Origin of the sequence: Streptomyces pyxinicus (assembly GCF_024753135.1) — a bacterium.
In the GTDB taxonomy this organism is placed as follows: Bacteria; Actinomycetota; Actinomycetes; order Streptomycetales; family Streptomycetaceae; genus Streptomyces; species Streptomyces pyxinicus.
This window is the reverse complement of the sequence record NZ_JANUGP010000001.1, coordinates 325,558-346,552: the sequence shown is the minus strand read 5'-3', so window position 1 is coordinate 346,552 and position 20,995 is coordinate 325,558. Positions and strand designations below refer to the sequence as shown.

General features: G+C 71.5%; 17 protein-coding genes. 11 read left to right on the top strand and 6 right to left on the bottom strand.

The genetic code is table 11. The features are described 5' to 3' along the window. Nucleotides 1-210: 210 nt before the first annotated feature. Nucleotides 211-1,056: a hypothetical protein gene (locus tag NX794_RS01435; protein WP_258776144.1), complete on the bottom strand. Its 846-nt coding sequence runs from the start codon at nucleotides 1,054-1,056 to the stop codon at nucleotides 211-213. 60 nt (nucleotides 1,057-1,116) lie between these two features. Next, nucleotides 1,117-1,569 carry a hypothetical protein gene (locus NX794_RS01430; RefSeq protein ID WP_258776143.1) on the bottom strand — a complete coding sequence of 151 codons (453 nt, stop codon included), beginning with the start codon at nucleotides 1,567-1,569 and terminating at the stop codon, nucleotides 1,117-1,119. Nucleotides 1,570-1,697: 128 nt separating this feature from the next. Between NX794_RS01430 and NX794_RS01425 the strand changes: the two genes are divergently transcribed. Next, nucleotides 1,698-3,035, top strand: coding sequence for a 6-phospho-beta-glucosidase (locus tag NX794_RS01425; RefSeq protein ID WP_258776142.1), 1,338 nt, complete (start codon nucleotides 1,698-1,700; stop codon nucleotides 3,033-3,035). Nucleotides 3,036-3,131: 96 nt separating this feature from the next. On the opposite strand, the gene NX794_RS01420 is transcribed toward NX794_RS01425, so the two are convergent. Then, a complete protein-coding gene (locus NX794_RS01420) occupies nucleotides 3,132-4,817 on the bottom strand; it encodes a carbohydrate binding domain-containing protein (protein ID WP_258776140.1) in 1,686 nt (561 codons plus the stop codon). 188 nt (nucleotides 4,818-5,005) lie between these two features. Beyond that, nucleotides 5,006-6,121, bottom strand: coding sequence for an ATP-grasp domain-containing protein (locus NX794_RS01415; protein WP_258776139.1), 1,116 nt, complete (start codon nucleotides 6,119-6,121; stop codon nucleotides 5,006-5,008). Nucleotides 6,122-6,464: 343 nt separating this feature from the next. Here NX794_RS01415 and NX794_RS01410 point away from each other — a divergent pair, with 343 nt between their 5' ends. After that, the gene (locus tag NX794_RS01410) at nucleotides 6,465-7,370 is read left to right on the top strand and encodes a metallophosphoesterase family protein (RefSeq protein WP_258776138.1); all 906 of its coding nucleotides are present in this window, start codon (nucleotides 6,465-6,467) and stop codon (nucleotides 7,368-7,370) included. Beyond that, nucleotides 7,318-8,010 carry a 4'-phosphopantetheinyl transferase family protein gene (locus NX794_RS01405; protein ID WP_258776136.1) on the top strand — a complete coding sequence of 231 codons (693 nt, stop codon included), beginning with the start codon at nucleotides 7,318-7,320 and terminating at the stop codon, nucleotides 8,008-8,010. Before NX794_RS01410 ends, NX794_RS01405 begins: the two co-directional genes overlap by 53 nt. Nucleotides 8,011-8,024: 14 nt before the next feature. On the opposite strand, the gene NX794_RS01400 is transcribed toward NX794_RS01405, so the two are convergent. Next, nucleotides 8,025-8,252 carry a hypothetical protein gene (locus NX794_RS01400; protein WP_258776133.1) on the bottom strand — a complete coding sequence of 76 codons (228 nt, stop codon included), beginning with the start codon at nucleotides 8,250-8,252 and terminating at the stop codon, nucleotides 8,025-8,027. A gap of 394 nt (nucleotides 8,253-8,646) precedes the next feature. Then, entirely contained in the window at nucleotides 8,647-9,303 is a 657-nt protein-coding gene (locus NX794_RS01395; RefSeq protein WP_258776132.1) for a helix-turn-helix domain-containing protein, read from the bottom strand. A 235-nt stretch (nucleotides 9,304-9,538) separates the two neighbouring features. Between NX794_RS01395 and NX794_RS01390 the strand changes: the two genes are divergently transcribed. The 8 genes from NX794_RS01390 (at nucleotide 9,539) to NX794_RS01355 (ending at nucleotide 20,929) form a co-directional block, all read left to right on the top strand. Continuing rightward, nucleotides 9,539-10,207: an MmyB family transcriptional regulator gene (locus NX794_RS01390; protein WP_258776131.1), complete on the top strand. Its 669-nt coding sequence runs from the start codon at nucleotides 9,539-9,541 to the stop codon at nucleotides 10,205-10,207. Nucleotides 10,208-10,417: 210 nt separating this feature from the next. Then, nucleotides 10,418-11,416, top strand: a complete 999-nt coding sequence (locus NX794_RS01385; protein ID WP_258776129.1) for a LacI family DNA-binding transcriptional regulator — start codon at nucleotides 10,418-10,420, stop codon at nucleotides 11,414-11,416. 132 nt (nucleotides 11,417-11,548) lie between these two features. Continuing rightward, the gene (locus NX794_RS01380; protein WP_258776128.1) at nucleotides 11,549-12,901 is read left to right on the top strand and encodes an ABC transporter substrate-binding protein; all 1,353 of its coding nucleotides are present in this window, start codon (nucleotides 11,549-11,551) and stop codon (nucleotides 12,899-12,901) included. 5 nt (nucleotides 12,902-12,906) lie between these two features. Continuing rightward, the gene (locus NX794_RS01375; RefSeq protein ID WP_258776127.1) at nucleotides 12,907-13,860 is read left to right on the top strand and encodes a carbohydrate ABC transporter permease; all 954 of its coding nucleotides are present in this window, start codon (nucleotides 12,907-12,909) and stop codon (nucleotides 13,858-13,860) included. Then, entirely contained in the window at nucleotides 13,857-14,738 is an 882-nt protein-coding gene (locus tag NX794_RS01370; protein WP_258776126.1) for a carbohydrate ABC transporter permease, read from the top strand. Before NX794_RS01375 ends, NX794_RS01370 begins: the two co-directional genes overlap by 4 nt. Nucleotides 14,739-14,771: 33 nt before the next feature. After that, complete coding sequence (locus NX794_RS01365; RefSeq protein ID WP_258776125.1) at nucleotides 14,772-16,379, top strand: glycoside hydrolase family 13 protein; 1,608 nt, start codon at nucleotides 14,772-14,774, stop codon at nucleotides 16,377-16,379. A gap of 52 nt (nucleotides 16,380-16,431) precedes the next feature. After that, nucleotides 16,432-18,615: a discoidin domain-containing protein gene (locus NX794_RS01360; RefSeq protein ID WP_258776124.1), complete on the top strand. Its 2,184-nt coding sequence runs from the start codon at nucleotides 16,432-16,434 to the stop codon at nucleotides 18,613-18,615. A gap of 265 nt (nucleotides 18,616-18,880) precedes the next feature. Next, nucleotides 18,881-20,929, top strand: a complete 2,049-nt coding sequence (locus NX794_RS01355; protein ID WP_258776122.1) for a phosphocholine-specific phospholipase C — start codon at nucleotides 18,881-18,883, stop codon at nucleotides 20,927-20,929. The last annotated feature ends 66 nt before the right edge of the window (nucleotides 20,930-20,995 follow it).

Genomic DNA, 20,995 nt, shown 5'->3' with positions numbered 1-20,995 from the left:
CTCCCGGGTACGCGAGCACGGGTACGGGTGAGAAGGGGTGAGAGCCCTCCCGCGAGCGGACTGAGAGCGCTCTCAAGGTGGGGACAATGTGCTCCCCGGCTCCCCTGGCGTCAAGCCGTGAAGCAGGGAAACTCCCCTACATGTAAGGGAGTTCAGGATGCGAACGCCGTGGACGGGGTGGCGGCCCCGTCCACGGCGCGCGGGAGCCGGCTACTGCCGGTGGTACGTGTACACCGTCGTCGCCACCGCGCACACGCTCGGCGGGATCACCTCGGCGCGCAGGGTTCCGGTGCCGGGGTCGTAGTCCACGCCCTCCGCCTCGAAGTTCCCCTTGCACACGCTCTGTTGGGGCAGCCCGAACAGGCTCGTGACCGTGCCGGTGACCGGCCTGCCGTCCAGCGCGTGCGGCAGGTCCACCTGGAGCAGCGGTCTGCTCTGCGGGAACAGCGTGCCCGAGGCGTCGTCGGAGGCGCACACCAGCCGGGCCGGGCCGACGAAGTCACAGCCCTGGATGTCCCGCACCGGCTTGTCCAGCGTGATCTGGCCCGCCTGTGCGAGGGTGCCGCCGGTCGGAGAGGTGGCGGAGTTGAGCAGCGGGGCCGGGAACACCTGGAGCCGGTCCTGGTCGCCCCACTCGCCCGACACCAGCCACTGCCCGTCCGGCGAGACACTGGCGAAGGAGTTGTTCACCTTCTCGCCCGCGTCCAGCGGATGCGTGTAGTCGTACCGCTTCCCGGCCGGCGTGGTCACCGAGTACAGCTTCGCGGTGGCCGTGTCCGCGCCCTGGTAGGCGTCGAAGGTGTAGCCGCTCGCCACGTCCGGGTCGCCGACGTGGTTCCAGCCCTTGACCCGCAGGTCAAGCGGTATGTCCAGCAGCCCCCGGTACAGCACCGAGCCGTCGGCGCGGGTCGCGAGGCCCTGGCCGCCGCCGAGGGTGTCGGTGTACGACGTCCCGGACGCCGTCCAGTGGTCCGGCTCGGACGCGGTGGCGGACGTGCCGGCGACACAGACCAGCGCGGCCGCCAGCGCCGCGGCAGCCGTTAATTGACGCTTCATCGGACTCCTGTCACTTCGGAGAAGACGGGAGGGGAATCGAACCACGGGTCGGGCCGCCGGTCACCGTCCGGGCCGTCCGCTTCCGGGCCGCTGCCGCCTGCCCGGGCCGTCCGCAGCAGGACCCTTGGCGCGCACACCGGCGTTCCGGCCGACGCCCACGGCAGCCGGCAGGCCGTCACCACCCGCAAGGTCACCCACAAGTCGCCGTCGGGAGAAGGCAATCGCAGGGGCAGGGGCGCGGTCTCGCCCGGGCCGCAGATCGGGCAGCTCGGCGGGAGCGGTCAGGGTGCGGCCCCCGGCCGGGCCCAGTTCCCAGGACGCGGCCAGCCAGGTGAGGCCGCGGCGCCGCTGGAGGTTGGTCACGACGATGCCCTCGTGCCGGTGGCGGCGGATGCCGACCGGCGCCGGGCCGTACCGGAAGCCGGCGGGGAAGGGCCCGGCGACTCGCGGTCGCGGGTCGCCCCGCTCCCACGTCCCGGCGTCCGCGACTCCCGCCGCTCTCCCCTCGCTCACCCGGCCAGCCTCACGCGGCACCGCGACCGCCGGATGACGCGCCCCTGAAGAACGGGCGCCGGTGAGGTGGCCGTTGCCGTCGCTGTCGGCAGCGCCGGAAGATCCGGCCGCCGGAGTAGGGTGCGGGCGTGAAGCTGACGATTCTGGGCGGCGGCGGGTTCCGGGTGCCGCTGGTGTACGGGGCGCTGCTGGCCGACCGGGGCGCGGGGCGGGTCACCGAGGTGGTCCTGCACGACCTGGACGAGGCCCGGCTGCGCGCGGTGAGCCGGGTACTGGCCGAGCAGGCCGCCGGGGTGACCGACGCGCCCGAGGTGAGCGCCACCACCGACCTCGACCGGGCGCTGCGCGGCACCGACTTCGTGTTCTCCGCGATCCGCGTGGGCGGTCTCGCGGGCCGTGCGGCGGACGAACGGGTGGCGCTCGGCGAGGGTGTGCTCGGGCAGGAGACCGTCGGCGCGGGCGGCATCGCCTACGGGCTGCGCACCGTCCCCGTCGCGGACGACATCGCCCGGCGCGTGGCCCGGCTCGCCCCGGACGCCTGGGTCATCAACTTCACCAACCCGGCCGGTCTGGTCACCGAGGCCATGTCCCGCCACCTCGGGGACCGCGTCATCGGCATCTGCGACTCCCCGGTGGGCCTCGGCCGCCGTATCGCCCGGGTCCTGGGCGCCGATCCCGCGGAGGCCTTCGTGGACTACGTGGGCCTCAACCACCTCGGCTGGGTGCGCGGCCTGCGTGTCGCCGGACGCGACCAGCTGCCCCGCCTGCTCGCCGACCCGGCGCTGCTCGGCTCCTTCGAGGAGGGCAGGCTCTTCGGCGCCGACTGGCTTGCCTCGCTCGGCGCGGTCCCCAACGAGTACCTGCACTACTACTACTTCAACCGGGAGACCGTCCGCGCCTACCAGCAGGCCGAGCAGACCCGCGGCGCCTTCCTGCGCGACCAGCAGGCCCGTTTCTACGCCGAGGCCGGCGACCCGGGCGGCTCCGCGCTGCGCGCCTGGGACCGCACCCGCGCCGAGCGTGAGGCGACGTACATGGCCGAGAACCGGGAGAGCGCCGGGGCGGGCGAACGCGAGGCCGAGGACCTGTCCGGCGGCTACGAGAAGGTGGCCCTCGCCCTGATGCGGGCCATCGCCCGGGACGAGCGCACCACCCTGATCCTCAACGTCCGCAACCGCTCCACCCTGTCCGCCCTGGACGCCGACGCGGTCGTGGAGGTGCCCTGTCTGGTCGACGCGGGCGGCGCACATCCGCTGGCCGCCGATCCGCTGCCCGGGCACGCCGCCGGCCTGGTCTGCTCGGTCAAGGCCGTCGAGCGCGAGGTGCTCGCCGCCGCCGAGTCCGGTTCCCGCGCCACGGCCGTGAAGGCCTTCGCGCTGCACCCGCTGGTCGACTCGGTCACCGTCGCCCGCAGACTGGTCGAGGGGTACACCGAGGTCCATCCGGGACTGGCGTACCTGAGATAGCCGTACGCGGAGGGCCGCTCCGCCGAGCGGCCCTCCGCGTCGCGCCCCCGGCCGTCGATGCGACCGGGCGACCCCTGCGGCCGGTGGGACCGGGCCTCAGCCCGTGAACCCGGCCGTGATCGAGGTGAACTGCCAGGTGTCCTGGCTGATGCCGGAGCAGTTGCTCACCACGCCGCCGCCGGGGCAGGGCCGGTCCCGGTTGACCGCCCAGAAGGCGAGCCGCGCGATGTGGTGGGAGTTCGCCCAGTCGCGGATCTGCGTCCAGGTCGCCGGGGTGGTGTTCTCCTGCTGGTCCGACAGGCCGTTCATGCCGGAGATGCCGATGTGCGCGTAGGCGGTGGCGTCGTCCCAGCCGAAGGTGGACTTCAGCTTGTTCTTCAGCCCCTCCGTCGCGTTCACGGTGCTGCCGTACATGTCCGAGCCGCCGCCGAAGTCGAACGGCATGATGGTGAACACGTCGATGTTCGCGCCGAGCGACTGCGCCTGCTCGATCAGCCGGTTGCCGTAGGAGGTCGGGCCGGTGGTGGAGGTGCCGAAGGTGACGATGGTCTTCAGACCGGGATTGTCGGCCTTGACCGTCTTCAGGGCGGTCAGGATGCGCGCCTGTACGGCCTCGTTCTCGAACTCGTCGGTGTTCTCGATGTCCATGTCCACGGCCTTGAGGCCGTAGGCGTCGATCACCTTCTGGATGGCCCCGGCGAGCGCGCTCGCGGTGGAGCAGTTGGCGCCGAGCTTGCTGCCCTGCCAGCCGCCGAACGACGGGACGACGTCCCCGCCGGCCGACCGGATCTGGTTGATCGCCGTCTGGTCCACGCCACCGGTCAGCGGACGGCTGCCGTCCCAGGACGGGGTGCAGCCGCCGGAGTCGAGCACGAACGCCATGGTGAACCACTTGGCGCCGGTCGCGTTCATCACCGTCGTCGGGCTCGGCGGATCGCCCCAGCCCTCGAACAGGTACGGCGCAGCCTGCTTGAACCCGGTGCCGCCGCCGCTGCCCGCGTCGGTCGTCACGCTCAGGGAGTTGGAGGCGGGCGAGGTGTTGCCGGCCGCGTCCCGCGCCTTCACGGTGAAGGTGTAGGCGGTGCTCGGGGACAGCCCGCCGACCGTCGCGGACGTGCCCGAGACGCTGAGCAGTTGGTTGCCGCCGCTGTAGACGTCGTACGCCGTGACGCCCGCGTTGTCCGTGGCGGCGTTCCACTTCAGCGAGACGCTGCTGGACGACTTGCCGGTGGAGGTGAGACCGCTCGGGGCGGTCGGGGCCTGGGTGTCACCGCCGCCCCCGCCGCCGGGGCCGTCCAGGCTGATGTCGTCGGCGTGGTAGGTGCCCTGCGCGTACCAGCCGTGCACATAGATGGTGGCGCTGGTCTGCGAGGCGCCGGTGGTGAAGGAGAGGCTGAGCCGACTGTAGGCGGACGGGGACGAGGTCCAGGTGGAGGCGCCGCCGTTCACCCCCAGGTAGACGTAGCTGCCGCGGACCCAACCGCTCAACGCGTACGTGGTGTTGGGCTGGACGGCGACGGTCTGGACGCACTGCGCGTTGTCGCCCGACGTCACCGCGCCCTGGAGCGCCTTGGCGCCGCCGTGCACGGGGGAGGAGACGACCGAGCCGAGGTTGCCGGAACAGGTCCAGGGGGAGAGGCCGCCGGACTCGAACCCGGCGTTGCCGAGGATGTTGGCGGCCTGGGCGGTACCGGGCAGGGCGACGGCCCCGCCCAGCGCGAGGGCCGCGGTGGCGAGCAGGGCGAGAAGCCGGCGTCTGGGACGCCCGAGGAGGTGACGCACGCGATCTCCCTGTGGGGACAGAGGTGTTGGGGAGTGCGGGGAAGTGCGAAACGGATGCGCCACTGAATTTGGTATGGACCAATCACGCTGTCAAGACGGCCAACAGAACGTGTCGGCACCGGTGAGGGTCCGAAGGGGCGCGGGGAACTGCGCGAGCGACCACGACGAACCCGCACCCGCCCCCCGGCCTACAAGGGCAGGGCCTCCGCCGCCGAAGCCGCCTGCAAAGGCACGGCCGGCAACAGCACCTCCGCCAGCTCCACCCGCTGCCGGGGCAGGACCGCCGGAAGCAGCGGGCGCGGTCCCGGCACCACCGTGTAGTCCTGGCCGAGGAACGGCGGTTCGACCACCCCCGGGTCCTCGCCCAGCGCCAGCCGTACCGCCGCCCAGGGCGCGTTCACCCCGCACAGCGACAGCTGGTGCAGCCCGCCGGCGGGCCGGGTGTTGACGTCGAGCAGCACCGGCTGGTCGCCGTACATCCGGAACTGGATGTTGGACAGGTAGTGCAGCCCGAAGCCGCCGGCGATCAGCCGGGCCGGCGCCAGGCAGCGTTCGTCCAGGGTGAAGCCCCGGCGGCGGCCGTTCTTGGTGCGGCCCACCGCGAGCCGCACCCGGTTGTCCGGCCCGGTCAGGCAGTCGACGGACACCTCGGGCTGTTCGAGCCGGGGCATCACCAGCCAGTCCACCGTTTCCTCGGCCCGGGTCAACGCGGCCAGCACCAGGTCCAGTTGCACATGCGGGCCGGGGAAGCCGGAGAGGTGGGACAGTGAGAAGGGGGCGCGGGTGATCACCCGGAAGCCGGCCCCACCCGCTCCGGCGGCCGGCTTGAAGCAGGCCTTGTGCCCGGCCTCCTCCAACTCCTCGACAGCCGCCAGGAGTTGCTCCGGTGTGCGGACCCGCCACCAGGGCGGTACCGGGACACCGACCGAGCGGACCGCCTCGTACGCGGTCGCCTTGTCCTCGAAGACGGCGACCGCCTCGGGCGTCGGCGCCAGCAGGGCCGTACCCACCGCCGCGAACTCGGCGCGGTGGGCGACGATCGCCGCCTGGTGCAGCCGGGGCACGAACACGTCGATGCCGCGCCGGACGCACTGGTCGAGGGCGTACTCGACGTAGCCGGCCGGGGACAGGCCCTCCGGCTCCAGGTCGGCGGTGTCGGCGGCGGCCAGCACGGGGGAGTCGGGGTCGCCGTGCGTGGCGTGGATCTCCACCGCGCGATCACCGGGATTTCTCCGCAGCTGATCCATGAAGAACACGTTCTCCGCGTACGTGCGGTTGAGCCAGACGCGTACGCGAGAGAGCATGCGGGCCGCCTTTCAGGGGGCGCCCGGGCAGGGCTGAGCCGCCCGTGCCCGGGCCGGAGGAAGGAAGGGACGCCAAACGGCCCCGTGCGGGGGAGATGAGGGGCGCTGACGTTGGCGCGATCATACGACTTTCAAAGGTCTCCGCGTGCAACGCGCGTGTTACGGATCCCCCGGCACCGGAAGGCGACCGGGTGCACGTCCGGTGTGCGCCGGTGGGCGGCCGGGTGCACGTCCGGGGCGGCCGCACCGGCGGCCCCCGACATGGCTCTGAAGCCACTTGTCCGCCGTCCCCGAATATGCTCAGGTGGAGTCCGCGAGCCGATGATCGGAAAAGGGGTACGGGGTGGAGTCGACGGCCGGGGCCGGACAGCTGCTGGCCATCAGCGACCTGCACATCGGCTATGCCGAGAACCGCGCCCTGGTCGAGGCGATGCGCCCCACCAGTGACGAGGACTGGCTGATCGTGGCCGGTGACGTGGCCGAGACCGTCGCCGACATCCGCTGGGCACTCGCCACCCTCGCCGGCCGGTTCCGCAAGGTGCTGTGGGCGCCCGGCAACCACGAGCTGTGGACCCACCCGAAGGACGAGGTCACCCTGCGCGGCGTCGCCCGCTACGAGCACCTGGTCGAGGTGTGCCGGGAACTGGGCGTGGTCACTCCCGAGGACCCGTACCCGGTGTGGGAGGGCCCCGGCGGCCCGGTCGCCGTCGCCCCGCTCTTCCTGCTGTACGACTACTCGTACCTGCCGGCCGGCCGCACCACCAAGGCCGAGGGCCTGGCCTACGCGGAGAGCACCGGCATCGTCTGCAACGACGAGTACCTGCTGCACCCCGACCCCTACCCGACCCGGGAGGACTGGTGCCGGGCCCGGGTCGCCGCGACCGAGCGCAGGCTCGCCGAGCTGCCCGCCGGCCTGCCCGCCGTGCTCGTCAACCACTACCCGCTGGACCGGCACCCCACCGAGGTCCTGTGGCACCCCGAGTTCGCCATGTGGTGCGGAACCACGCTGACCGCCGACTGGCACCGCCGGTTCGACGTCGCCACGATGGTCTACGGCCATCTGCACATCCCCCGCACCACCTGGCGCGACGGAGTCCGCTTCGAGGAGGTCTCCGTCGGTTATCCGCGAGAATGGCGCAAGCGCCCCGGACCGCCCGGGACACTGCGCCGCATCCTGCCTGTGGAGGTCGAAGCCGGTGATCGAGGAGTTGCTCCCGGAGTCGGTCGTGGTCGTGGAGGCACACCGTGACGACCCGCTGTGGGACACCCCGCTGTACCCGGCGGAGGAGGCGCTCGTCGCCCGGGCGGTGACCAAACGCCGCCGCGAGTTCGCCGCCGTACGCGGCTGTGCCCGGCGCGCCATGGAGAAGCTCGGCGTGCCCGCGCAGGCCGTCCTCAGCGGCGAGCGGGGCGCCCCGCGCTGGCCGGCCGGCCTGGCCGGCAGCATGACCCACTGCGACGGCTACGGCGCCGCCGCCCTGGTCCGCCGCACCGACCTGGCCTCCCTCGGCATCGACGCCGAACCGCACGCGCCCCTGCCGGAGGGCGTCGGCCGCTCCGTCTTCCTGCCCGCGGAGACCGAGCGGCTCGACCTGCTCGCCGCGCGGCGGCCCGCCGTGCACTGGGACCGCCTGCTGTTCAGCGCGAAGGAGTCCGTCTACAAGGCCTGGTTCCCGCTCACCGGCAAGTGGCTGGACTTCTCCGAGGCCGACATCACCCTGCGCCCGCACCCGGACGGCACGGCGACCGGCACCCTGCGGGCCGAACTCCTCGTCCCCGGCCCGCTGGTCGGCGGGCGGCGGGTGCGGGGCTTCGACGGCCGCTGGGCGGTACGCGACGGGCTGCTGGCCACCGCGATCGCCGTACCGCACGCCGCACCGCAGGCCTGACGGCTCCGCCGCGGTCAGAGCGCGGAGCACCACGCGCGCAGCAGCCGGAAGAACTCCTCCTCGTTGCCCGCGAGGCCCGCCCGCTCCAGTGCCGCCTCCGCCTCGGCGAGCACGGCGGGCGGGACGAGGGCGGGCCGGCCGCCGTCCGGTGGTCCGTCGAAGGCGGCGCGCACCGTGTGCACCAGCCGCAGGTAGGCCTGGACAGCGGTGCGCTCACGGTCGGTCAGTACGGCGGTGGGCATCGGTCGGCTCTCCCCGAACAGTCGTCACGGTCGGCGCCCGGCGGCGCCGCGCGCCGTGTCCTACGACGCACACCCCCAGCTTGCCGCCCACCACTGACAACGCCGTCCGGCTCCACTCCGGTTCGCCCGCTCAGCGGAGGCACAAGCGCCTGTCAGGACGAGCGCGCGCCGGTCGCCTCCGGGTTCCGCGAGCGCGCGGTACGCGACGGCCCGGCCGACCGCGCCGCCCGGTCCTGACCCGGCCCTGACCCGGTCCTGAGACGTCACGATTCGTGGCGGATCACCAACGGGCGCTCGGGGGCGGTCCATTCCCCCTGCGAGGCCACGGCCGACGAGATCCGGCCACACTCGGCCCGCCGCACCGGACTCCCGCCGTGGGCCGCCGCCACCGCCCTCACGCCTCGGGTCGTTTGACGCTCTCCAGCAGCATGTCGAGCCACTCCGCGACCTTGTCCCGGTGCTGGTCGGTCGGCAACTGGGCGGCGCGCCAGGCGATCCCGCGCACCCCGTGATCCTGCAGCAGCCGCTCCAGCGGGTCCTCGGCGGTCGCGGCGGCGGCCCGCTCCCGGTCGGCGAGCTTCTGCAACAGCTCCTGCTCGGTGCGCTGCAAGGCGCCCGCCAGCGCCTCGGCGTCCTCCGCGGTGAGGAAGCCGGCGTGCACCCGGAAGAACCGCTGGAGCGCGTCGCAGTGCTCCATCGTGGGCCGGCGGTCGCCGTTGATGAGCGCACCGGCCTGCTGCCGGGACATGCCGGCGCCGTCGGCGATCTCCTGCTGGGTGTACCTGCGGCCGTTCGGCTTCAGGCGGGTGCGGCGCAGCAGGTCCAGGCGTTGCAGGAACCGCGCCTGGACGTCCGGTTCGCCCGCCGGCCGTCCGCTGAGCAGGGCCTTGACCACCGGCTCGGGTACCCCGCAGGCGGTGCAGAGCCGCCCCACGTGGAAGACCTCGGCGTGCGGCACACCGAGCCGGTCGGCGAGCGCGGTGACGCGGGCGACGACGGCCGGCAGGTCGGCGGTCGCCGCGGCGTCCGGATCCTCGTAGCCATCCGTCACCGACAGAACTCCTACGTCTCTCGACTGGCTTCGGAGGCGTGCGCGCTTCTCGCAAGCCGTGAACTTCCCGGAGAGTAGCGGGTGCGTCGAACTCACATCCAGGTCTCGCCACAACTGTGGCGAATTTCAGCCGTCAACCGACAGGAAATGCCACGATAGTTGACATCGCTTGCCCGCGGGCAGCAGGATCGCATCGCCGCGTGAAGGCCGCAGAGGCAAGAGGGGTGACCTCCCGATGGCACATCAGGCAGGAGGGCAGCGGCCGGCACCGCGGCCCGTCCCCACGACCTGCGACACCCAGGCATACCTCCAGGACTACGCCACGCTGCTGGAGGCGTCGTCCTTCCCGTCGATGGTGATCGACCATCGCTGGGGCGTCGTCATGGCCAACGGCGCGTTCGCGACGCTCTTCCAGGGCGTGCGCCCGCATCCCACGGCCATGCCCGGCGACAACTTCCTCAGGTTCGTCCTGTTCCACCCCGACGCGGCCGGTCTCCTCGGCGAGCACGAGCCCGGCTGGTGCCTGCCGATGCTGGCGCACCTGCGCGGCGCCCTGGAGGCGTACGGCCACGACCACGAACTCCAGGCCATCCGGCGGGACATCACCCAGGACGCGCTGATGGAGGCCGCCTACCGGCAGGGGCTGCCGCACTGGATCCGGGCCGTCGGAGACGCCGCGACCCGGATCGACGGTGCCGTACGGCTGCTGCTCCACCCCGACCCGCGCAGGGGCGCCGTGGAGTGCCGCATCGTGGAGGAGACTCCCGAGACCCTGCGGGGACTCGGGTACCGCCGCCTGACGATGATCCTGCGCGACCCCCGCCCGGCGGCTCCGGCCCGCCGCTCCCGCCGCCCCCGCGTGGGCGGCACCCACCTCGCGGTCGTCCCGGCCCCCGAGAGCTGACCCGGCACCGCCGGTGTTCAGGTCACCGGCGGCGCCGGGTCGACGCCCCCGCACCCGGGTGCCGACGTCCCCGCACCCGGTGCCGACGTCCCCCGCGCCCGGCCGACAGCGCCCTGCCACCGCCCGGCGCTCTGAGCCGGCCGTACTGGGCTGCCCCCTCATGCATCCGCTACGCAAGCGGCTTGCGTAAGTTGCGCTAGTCTTGCGCGCATGACGCGACGACTTGCGGAAGTGGCGAAGAAGGTCGGGGTCAGTGAGGCCACGGTCAGCCGGGTGCTGAACGGCAAGCCCGGGGTCTCCGAAGCCACCCGGCAGGCGGTGCTGTCCGCCCTGGACGTCCTCGGCTACGAGCGCCCCACGCAGCTGCGCGGCGAACGCGCCCGCCTCGTCGGCCTGGTGCTGCCGGAACTCCAGAACCCCATCTTCCCGGCGTTCGCCGAGGTCATCGGCGGTGCCCTGGCGCAGCTCGGGCTGACCCCGGTGCTGTGCACGCAGACCAAGGGAGGCGTCTCCGAGGCGGACTACGTCGCGCTGCTCCTGCAACAGCAGGTCTCCGGTGTCGTCTTCGCCGGCGGTCTGTACGCCCAGGCCGACGCCCCGCACGACCACTACCGCCGGCTCGCCGACCGCAAGATCCCCGTCGTGCTGGTCAACGCGGCCATCGAGGACCTCGGTTTCCCCGGTGTGTCCTGCGACGACGCGGTGGCCGTGGAGCAGGCCTGGCGGCATCTGGCCTCCCTCGGCCATGAGCGCATCGGCCTCGTCCTCGGCCCCGGCGACCACGTGCCCTCGGCCCGCAAACTCGCCGCGGCCCGGGCCCTCGCCGGTGAGCTGCCCGAGGAGTTCGTGGCCCGCGCGATCTTCTCCATCGAGGGCGGCCACGCGGCCGCCTCCCGGCTCATCGACCGCGGGGTCACCGGCATCATCTGCGCCAGCGACCCGCTCGCGCTCGGCGCCGTGCGCGCGGCGCGCCGCAAGGGGTACGACGTCCCGGGCCGGATCTCCGTCGTCGGCTACGACGACTCCGCCTTCATGAACTGCACGGAGCCCCCTCTGACCACCGTCCGCCAGCCCATCGAGGCCATGGGCCGCGCGGCCGTGGAGCTGCTGAACGCGCAGATCGGCGGCACCGCCGTACCCGCCGAGGAGTTGCTGTTCGAGCCCGAGCTGGTGGTGCGCGGGTCCACCGGACAAGCCTCCCGCGACTGAGGCCCGGCATCGCGCCGGAGCGCTTCCACGCGACTGTCGAATAATTACAGATTACGCGCGACATCTTGCGTCCGAGTGTCGCCGGTGCTTGAGTGTGCGGCGCCCACCGCTCCTGCCATGAGGGGTCCACCGATGAGAAGCACCGGGTTCCGCCGTACCGCCGTCGCGATCGGCGTCTGTTCGTCCCTCGTCCTGGCCGCCACCGCCTGCGGCTCGGACGACGACGACTCGGCGAGCGGCAAGACGCGCATCACCGTCAACTGCGAGCCGCCCAAGAGCGCCAAGACCGACCGGAAGTTCTTCGAGGAGGACATCGCCTCCTTCGAGCGGGCCAACCCGGACATCGACGTCGTCGCGCACGACGCCTTCCCCTGCCAGGACCCGAAGACCTTCGACGCCAAGCTGGCCGGCGGACAGATGGAGGACGTCTTCTACACGTACTTCACCGACGCCAGGCACGTCGTCGACATCCACCAGGCCGCCGACCTCACGCCGTACCTGAAGGAACTCAAGAGCTACGGCACCCTCCAGAAGCAGCTCCGCGACATCTACACCGTCGACGGCAAGGTCTACGGCATCCCGCGCACCGGCTACAGCATGGGCCTGATCTACAACCGCAAGCTCTTCCAGAAGGCCGGACTCGACCCCGACAAGCCCCCGGCGACCTGGGACGAGGTCCGCGCCGCCGCCAAGAAGATCGCCGCACTGGGCGACGGCACCGTCGGATACGCCGACTACAGCGCCCAGAACCAGGGCGGCTGGCACTTCACCGCCGAGCTGTACTCCCAGGGCGGCGACGTCGTCAGCGCCGACGGCAAGAAGGCCACCGTCGACACCCCCGAGGGCCACGCCGTCCTGAAGAACCTGCACGACATGCGGTGGACCGACGACTCCATGGGCAGCAAGCAACTCCTCGTCATCAACGACGTCCAGCAGCTGATGGGTTCGGGCAAGCTCGGCATGTACCTCTCCGCCCCGGACAACATCCCGATCCTGGTCAAGGAGAAGGGCGGCGACTACAAGGACCTCGCCCTCGCCCCCATGCCCGGGGGCCAGGGCACCCTCATCGGCGGCGACGGCTACATGTTCGGCAAGAAGGACAGCCCCGCCCAGATCCGCGCCGGCCTCAAGTGGCTCGACCACATGTTCCTCACCCCCGGCAAGGGCTTCCTCGGCGACTACGCCCGCGCCAGGAAGAACGACGCCCCCGTCGGCCTGCCCGAGCCGCGCCTGTTCACCGGCGCCGCCGACGCCAAGGACCAGCAGGCCAAGAAGGCCGACGCCAACGTCCCGGTGGAGAACTACCAGGCCTTCCTCGACGGCAACCAGAAGCTGCGGATGAAGATCGAACCGCCGAACGCCCAGCAGATCTACTCGGTGCTCGACGGCGTCGTCTCCGCCGTCCTCACCAAGAAGGACGCCGACATCGACCAGCTCCTCACGGAGGCGTCCGGCAAGATCGACAGCATTCTGGCCCGGAGCTGACCGCCATGACCAAGACGGCCGAGCGGCGGATCCCGGCACGGCCGGCCGCCCACCCGGTCCCGGCGCCGTCCCCGGCAGGGGACCGGGGGCGGCGCCGCCTCACCGACCAGCTCCGCGCCTACGGCTTCCTCCTCGGCGGCCTGATCTGCTTCGCCCTGTTCTCCTGGTACCCGGCGATCCGCGCCGTCGTGATCGCCTTCCAGAAGTACACGCCCGGCTCGCCGCCCGAGTGGGTCGGCACCGCCAACTTCAGCCGGGTCTGGCACGATCCCGAGTTCAGCGCGGCCTGGCGCAACACCCTGACCTTCACCCTGCTGGCCCTGCTCGTCGGCTTCGCGATCCCCTTCGTACTGGCCCTCGTCCTCAATGAACTCCGGCACGCCAAGGCGTTCTTCCGCGTGGTGGTCTACCTGCCCGTGATGATCCCGCCGGTGGTCAGCGCCCTGCTGTGGAAGTGGTTCTACGACCCCGGGGCCGGCCTCGCCAACGAGACGCTGCGCTTCCTGCACCTGCCCACCTCGAACTGGTCCAACGGCGCCGACACCGCGCTGATCTCCCTCGTGATCGTCGCCACCTGGGCCAACATGGGCGGCACCGTCCTGATCTACCTCGCCGCCCTCCAGTCCATCCCGGGCGAGCTGTACGAGGCCGCCGAACTCGACGGCGCCAACCTGCTCCAGCGCGTCCGGCACGTCACGGTCCCGCAGACCCGGTTCGTCATCCTGATGCTGATGCTCCTTCAGATCATCGCCACCATGCAGGTGTTCACCGAACCGTTCGTCATCACCGGCGGCGGCCCCGAGAACGCGACCGTCACCGTGCTCTACCTGATCTACAAGTACGCCTTCCTCTACAACGACTTCGGCGGCGCCTGCGCCCTGAGCGTGATGCTCCTCGTCCTGCTCGGTGCCTTCTCCGCCCTCTACCTGCGGTTCACCCGCTCCGAGGGGGACGCATGAGCGGCGCGACCCGCACCCTGATCTCCCCGGCCACCCTCGCCCGGCCCCGCGGCAAGATCCTGTACTGGACGGTGTTCACCGCCGTCGTCCTCCTCTTCACGTTGGCCTTCCTCTTCCCGGTCTACTGGATGGTGACCGGCGCCCTGAAGTCCCCGGACGAGGTGGCCCGGACCCCGCCCACCCTGGTGCCGGAGCACGGGCACCTGAGCGGCTACACCGACGCCTGGGACCTGATGCAGCTCCCGCGGCACCTGTGGAACACCGTCGTCCAGGCCGCCGGCGCCTGGGCCTTCCAGCTCGTGTTCTGCACGGCCGCCGCCTACGCCCTGTCCAAGCTGAAGCCGGCCTTCGGCAAGGTGATCCTCGGCGGCATCCTCGCCACCCTCATGGTCCCGGCGCAGGCACTCGTCGTCCCCAAGTACCTCACCGCCGCCGACCTGCCCCTGATCCACACCAGCCTGCTCAACGACCCGCTCGGCATCTGGCTGCCGGCCGTCGCCAACGCCTTCAACCTGTACCTGCTCAAGCGGTTCTTCGACCAACTGCCCCGGGACGTGCTGGAGGCCGCCGAGATCGACGGCGCCGGCAAGCTGCGCGTCCTGTGGTCCGTCGTGCTGCCGATGTCCCGGCCGGTGCTCGGCGTGGTGTCCATCTTCGCGCTGGTCGCCGTCTGGCAGGACTTCCTGTGGCCGCTGATGGTCTTCTCCGACACCGACGAACAGCCCATCAGCGTGGCACTCGTCCAGTTGTCGCAGAACATCCAGCTCACCGTGCTCATCGCCGCGATGGTGATCGCCAGCATCCCGATGGTGGCGCTGTTCCTCGTCTTCCAGCGGCACATCATCGCCGGGATCAGCGCGGGCAGCACCAAGGGCTGACGCCCGGAACCCGTCTACCGAAAGGCCTGCTCCGTGGGACAGCCCACCCATGCCCCGAAGGACCGCGACTGGTGGCGCTCCGCCGTCATCTACCAGGTGTACGTCCGCAGCTTCGCGGACGGCGACGGCGACGGCACCGGCGACCTCGCCGGCGTCCGCGCCCGGCTGCCGTACCTCGCCGAACTCGGCGTCGACGCCCTGTGGTTCAACCCCTGGTATCTGTCGCCCATGAAGGACGGCGGCTACGACGTCGCCGACTACCGTGCCGTCGACCCCGCGTTCGGCACCCTCGCCGAGGCGGAGAAACTCATCGCCGAGGCACGCGAGCTGGGCATCCGCACCATCGTCGACATCGTGCCCAACCACGTCTCCGACCAGCACCCCTGGTTCCGGGCCGCGCTCGCCGCCGGCCCCGGCAGCCCCGAACGCGAGCTGTTCCACTTCCGGCCCGGACGCGGCGAGCGGGGCGAACTCCCGCCCAACGATTGGCCGTCCCAGTTCGTCGGCTCCACCGAACCGGTGTGGACCCGGCTGCCCGACGGCGACTGGTACCTGCACCTGTTCACGCCCGAACAGCCCGACCTCAACTGGGCGCACCCGGCCGTCCGCCAGGAACACGAGGACGTCCTGCGGTTCTGGTTCGAGCGCGGGGTCGCGGGCGTCCGCATCGACTCCGCCGCCCTGCTCGTCAAGGACCCGGACCTGCCCGACCTGGCCGGCCGCCCCGAACCCCACCCGTTCGTGGACCGCGACGAACTCCACGCCGTCTACCGCTCCTGGCGCGCCGTCGCCGACGCCTACGACGGGGTCTTCGTCGGCGAGGTCTGGCTGCCCGACGCCGAACGCTTCGCCCGCTACCTGCGCCCCGACGAACTCCACACCGCCTTCAACTTCGCCTTCCTGTCCTGCCCCTGGGACGCCGGCCGGCTGCGCACCGCCATCGACAGCACCCTCGCCGAACACGCCCCCGTCGGCGCCCCCGCCACCTGGGTGCTGTGCAACCACGACATCACCCGCACCGTCACCCGCTACGGCCGCGCCGACACCGGATTCGACTTCGCCACCAAGGCCTTCGGCACCCCGGCCGACCTCGCGCTCGGCACCCGCAGGGCCCGCGCCGCCGCCCTGCTCTCACTGGCGCTGCCCGGCTCGGTCTACCTCTACCAGGGCGAGGAACTGGGGCTGCCCGAGGCCGAGATCCCGCGCGAGCGCATCCAGGACCCGATGCACTTCCGCTCCGGAGGCACCGATCCGGGGCGCGACGGCTGCCGGGTGCCGCTGCCCTGGTCCGCCGAGCTGCCGTACGCGGGCTTCGGCTCCCGGGAGGAGCCCTGGCTGCCGCAGCCCGCCGGCTGGGCGTCGTACGCCGTCGACCGGCAGCGCGACGACCCGCACTCCCCGCTCTCCCTCTACCGCGCGGCCATCGCCGCCAGGCCGGCCTTCGGCGACGGGCCCCTCACCTGGCTGCCGGCCCCCGAGGGCGTGCTCGCCTTCGCCCGCGCGGACGGCGCGCTGTGTGTGGTGAACCTCGCCGCCACCCCCGCGGAACTGCCCGCGCACTCCCGACTCCTGCTTGGCAGCGGCCCATTGGACGACACCGGCCGGCTGCCGCAGGACACGGCGGTCTGGCTGCTGGCCTGAGCCGACCGCACGCACCGCTGTCCCACGCACCCCACCACGAAGGGATCAGCACATGCACAGCAGCAGCACCGCCAGACACCTCCTGCGGATGTCGGCCATCGGGGCGGCCGTCGCCCTCGCCGCCGGCATGCTCGTCACCCTCGCCCCGGCCGCCGCCCACGCGGCCCCGGGCGCCACGCTCCCCTTCACCTCGGTGGAGGCGGAGTCGGCGACCACGAACGGCACGAAGATCGGCCCCGATTACACCCAGGGCACCCTCGCCTCGGAGGCCTCCGGACGGCAAGCTGTCCGCATTTCCTCCGGGCAGCGAGTGGAGTTCACCGTGCCGCGGGCCGCCAACGCCGTGAACGTCGCCTACAGCGTCCCGGACGGCCAGTCCGGCTCGCTGAACGTGTACGTCAACGGCACGAAGATCAGCAAGACCCTCCCGGTGACCTCCAAGTACTCGTACGTGGACACTGGTTGGATCGCCGGCGCCAAGACGCACCACTTCTTCGACAACGCCCGGCTGCTGCTGGGCCAGAACGTGCAGGCCGGCGACAAGGTGGCCGTCGAGTCCACCGGCACCCAGGTCACCGTGGACGTCGCCGACTTCGAGCAGGTCGCCGCGGCGGCGAGCCAGCCGGCCGGCTCGGTGTCCGTCGTCTCCAAGGGCGCCGACCCCAGCGGCAACGGCGACTCCACCCAGGCCTTCCGGGACGCCATCTCCGCCGCACAGGGCGGGACGGTGTGGATCCCGCCCGGCGACTACCGGATCACGTCCTCCCTCAGCGGCGTGCAGAACGTCACCCTCCAGGGCGCCGGCAGCTGGTACTCGGTCGTGCACACCTCCCGCTTCATCGACCAGACCAGCTCCTCCGGGAACGTCCACATCAAGGACTTCGCGGTGATCGGCGAGGTCACCGAGCGCGTCGACTCCAACCCGGACAACTTCGTCAACGGCTCGCTCGGTCCCAACTCGTCCGTCTCCGGCATGTGGATCCAGCACCTGAAGGTCGGCCTGTGGCTGACGGGCAACAACGACAACCTGGTGGTGGAGAACAGCCGCATCCTCGACACCACCGCCGACGGCCTCAACCTCAACGGCAACGCCAGAGGCGTCCGGGTCCGGAACAACTTCCTGCGCAACCAGGGCGACGACTCCCTCGCCATGTGGTCGTTGTACGCCGCGGACACGAACTCCAGCTTCGAGAACAACACCATCTCGCAGCCCAACCTCGCCAACGGCATCGCCGTCTACGGCGGCACCGACATCTCCGTGAAGAACAACCTGGTCTCCGACACCAACGCCCTCGGCAGCGGCATCGCCATCTCCAACCAGAAGTTCCTCGACCCCTTCTCCCCGCTGTCCGGCACCATCACGGTCGACGGCAACACCCTGGTGCGGGCCGGCGCGCTCAACCCCAACTGGAACCATCCGATGGGCGCGCTGCGGGTCGACTCCTACGACAGCGCGATCAACGCCACCGTCAACATCACCAACACGACCATCACCGACAGCCCCTACAGCGCCTTCGAGTTCGTCTCCGGCGGCGGCCAGGGCTACCCGGTACGCAACGTCAACGTGACCGGCGCGACCGTGAAGAACACCGGCACGGTCGTCGTCCAGGCGGAGGCGCAGGGAGCGGCCACCTTCAAGAACGTCACCGCCACCCAGGTCGGCGCCGCCGGCGTCTACAACTGCCCCTACCCGGCCAACTCCGGCTCTTTCACGCTCACCGACGGCGGCGGCAACTCCGGCTGGGCCGGCACCTGGGCGGACTGCTCCAGCTGGCCCCAGCCCGGCCAGGGCAACCCCGACCCCGATCCGAACCGCAACCTGGCCAAAGGCCGCCCGGCCTCCGCGACCGGCTCCCAGGACGTCTACACCCCGGGCAAGGCGGTCGACGGCGACGCCAGCTCGTACTGGGAGTCGGCCAACAACACCTTCCCGCAGTCGCTGACGGTCGACCTCGGCTCGTCCTACGCGGTACGCCGCCTGGTGCTGAAGCTGCCCCCGTCCCCGGCCTGGGGCGCCCGCACCCAGACCGTCACCGTGCTCGGCAGCACCGACGGCTCGACCTACTCCACGGTGGTGGGCTCCCAGGGCTACCGCTTCGACCCGGCCACCGGCAACACCGCCACCGTCTCCCTCCCCAGCACCACCAACCTCCGCTACCTCCGCCTGACCGTCACCGCCAACACGGGCTGGCCGGCGGGCCAGTTCAGCGAGGTGGAGGCGTACCTCGGCTCCTGACCCACTCCTTCGACGACCGCGTCCCGGGGCCGGGTCACCGGTCCCGGGACGCGGTGCCCGTCATCACCGTCCTCCACCTGATCCATCCATGGATATGCGGACTTGGTCGCATAAAACTCCCATACGGCACCGCCCGGACCGCCGAGTTTCACATCGGCGCCACCGGACCCTTCCCTGACGTTTGCTGCTCTTGGAACACTCGCTGCGCGCAGATTCCGTCATCCGGCGGCGGGGTCGCGCGTGTCAGGACGGAGGATCCTCACTCATGCCCGAGGTCAACAGGCGGCGCTTTCTCCAACTCGCGGGTGCCACCACGGCGTTCACCGCGCTGTCCAGCAGCATCCAGCGTGCGGCGGCCCTGCCCGCCCACCACCGCACGGGTTCGGTGGACGACGTGGAGCACATCGTCGTCCTGATGCAGGAGAACCGTTCTTTCGATCACTACTTCGGCTCGATGCGAGGAGTCCGGGGCTTCGGCGACCCGCGTTCCGTCACCCAGAACGGCCGGTCCGTCTGGAAGCAGTCCGACGGCACCAAGGACGTGCTGCCCTTCCACCCGGACGCCGACGACCTGGGCCTGGCCTTCATCCAGGACCTGCCGCACGGCTGGAACGACGGGCACACCGCCGTCAACGGCGGCAAGTACGACAAGTGGGTGCCCGCCAAGTCCGCGACGACGATGGCCTACCTGACGCGCGGGGACATCCCGTTCCACTACGCGCTCGCCGACGCCTTCACGGTCTGCGACGCCTACCACTGCTCGTTCATCGGCTCCACCGACCCCAACCGCTACTACATGTGGACCGGGTACACCGGCAACGACGGCCAGGGCGGCGGCCCGGTGCTCGGCAACGACGAGAAGGGCTACGGCTGGACGACGTACCCCGAGCGCCTGGAGCGGGCCGGGGTCTCCTGGAAGATCTACCAGGACGTCGGCGACGGCCTCGACGCGCACGGCGGCTGGGGCTGGATCAACGACGCCTACCGCGGCAACTACGGCGACAACTCCCTGCTGTACTTCAACCAGTACCGCGACGCCAAGCCCGGCGATCCGCTGTACGACAAGGCGCGCACCGGCACCGACGCGAGCAAGGGCGAGGGCTTCTTCGACCGGCTGCGGGCCGACGTCCAGGCGGACAAGCTGCCGCAGGTGTCCTGGATAGCCGCCCCGGAGGCGTTCACCGAACACCCCAACTGGCCCGCGAACTACGGCGCCTGGTACATCTCCCAGGTCCTGGACGCGCTCACCTCCAACCCCGACGTGTGGGCGAAGACCGCGCTGTTCCTCACCTACGACGAGAACGACGGCTTCTTCGACCACGTGATCCCGCCCTTCCCGGCCGCCTCCGCCGCCCAGGGCAAGTCGACCGTGGACCCCGCGCTGGACCTGTTCAAGGGCGGCTCCGGCTACTCGGCCGGCCCCTACGGCCTCGGCCAGCGGGTGCCGATGCTGGTGGTCTCCCCGTGGAGCAAGGGAGGTTACGTCTGCTCCGAGACGTACGACCACACCTCGATCATCCGGTTCATCGAGAACCGCTTCGGGGTGCGCGAGCCGAACATCTCGCCCTGGCGGCGCGCCGTGTGCGGTGACCTGACCGGCGCCTTCGACTTCTCCCGCAAGGACACCAAGCCGGTCACCCTGCCGTCCACGGCCGGCTACCAGCCGCCCGACCACAACCGGCACCCCGACTACGTCCCCACCCCGCCCGCCAACCCCGCCCTGCCCCGCCAGGAGCGCGGCAGCCGGCCCACCCGCCCGCTCAAGTACGCCCCGCTGGTGGATGGTTCGGCGGACACGGCGGCCGGGAAGTTCACCCTCTCGTTCGCCTCGGGCGCTCAGGCCGGCGCGGTCTTCCTCGTCACCTCGAACAACCGCACCGACGGCCCCTGGACCTACACCACCGAGGCCGGCAAGTCGCTCTCCGACACCTGGAACTCGGCCTACTCCGGCGGTTCCTACGATCTCGCCGTACACGGCCCCAACGGTTTCCAGCGCGTCTTCAAGGGCCGCAACAAGGTCGCCGGCCCAGAGGTCACCGCCCGGCAGTCCGGGGACCGCGTCGAGCTGACCTTCACCAACCGGGGCACCGGCACGGTGACCCTGAAGGTCACGAGCGGCTACGGCGGCAGCCCCCGTAAGGTCACCGTGCGGGCCGGCGCGACGGTCCGGCAGAGCTTCGATCTCACGGCGAGCAAGCGCTGGTACGACCTGACCGTCACCAGCGACGCCGATCCGGCGTTCACCCGCGGCTTCGCCGGACACGTCGAGAACGGGCAGCCCGGCGTCAGCGACCCGGCCATCGCCACGGGGTGACCGGGAGGTGAGGACGGCTCCGTGCGCACGGGTCAGGTGGTACCGGTCACGGCGGGGTAGTGTGCC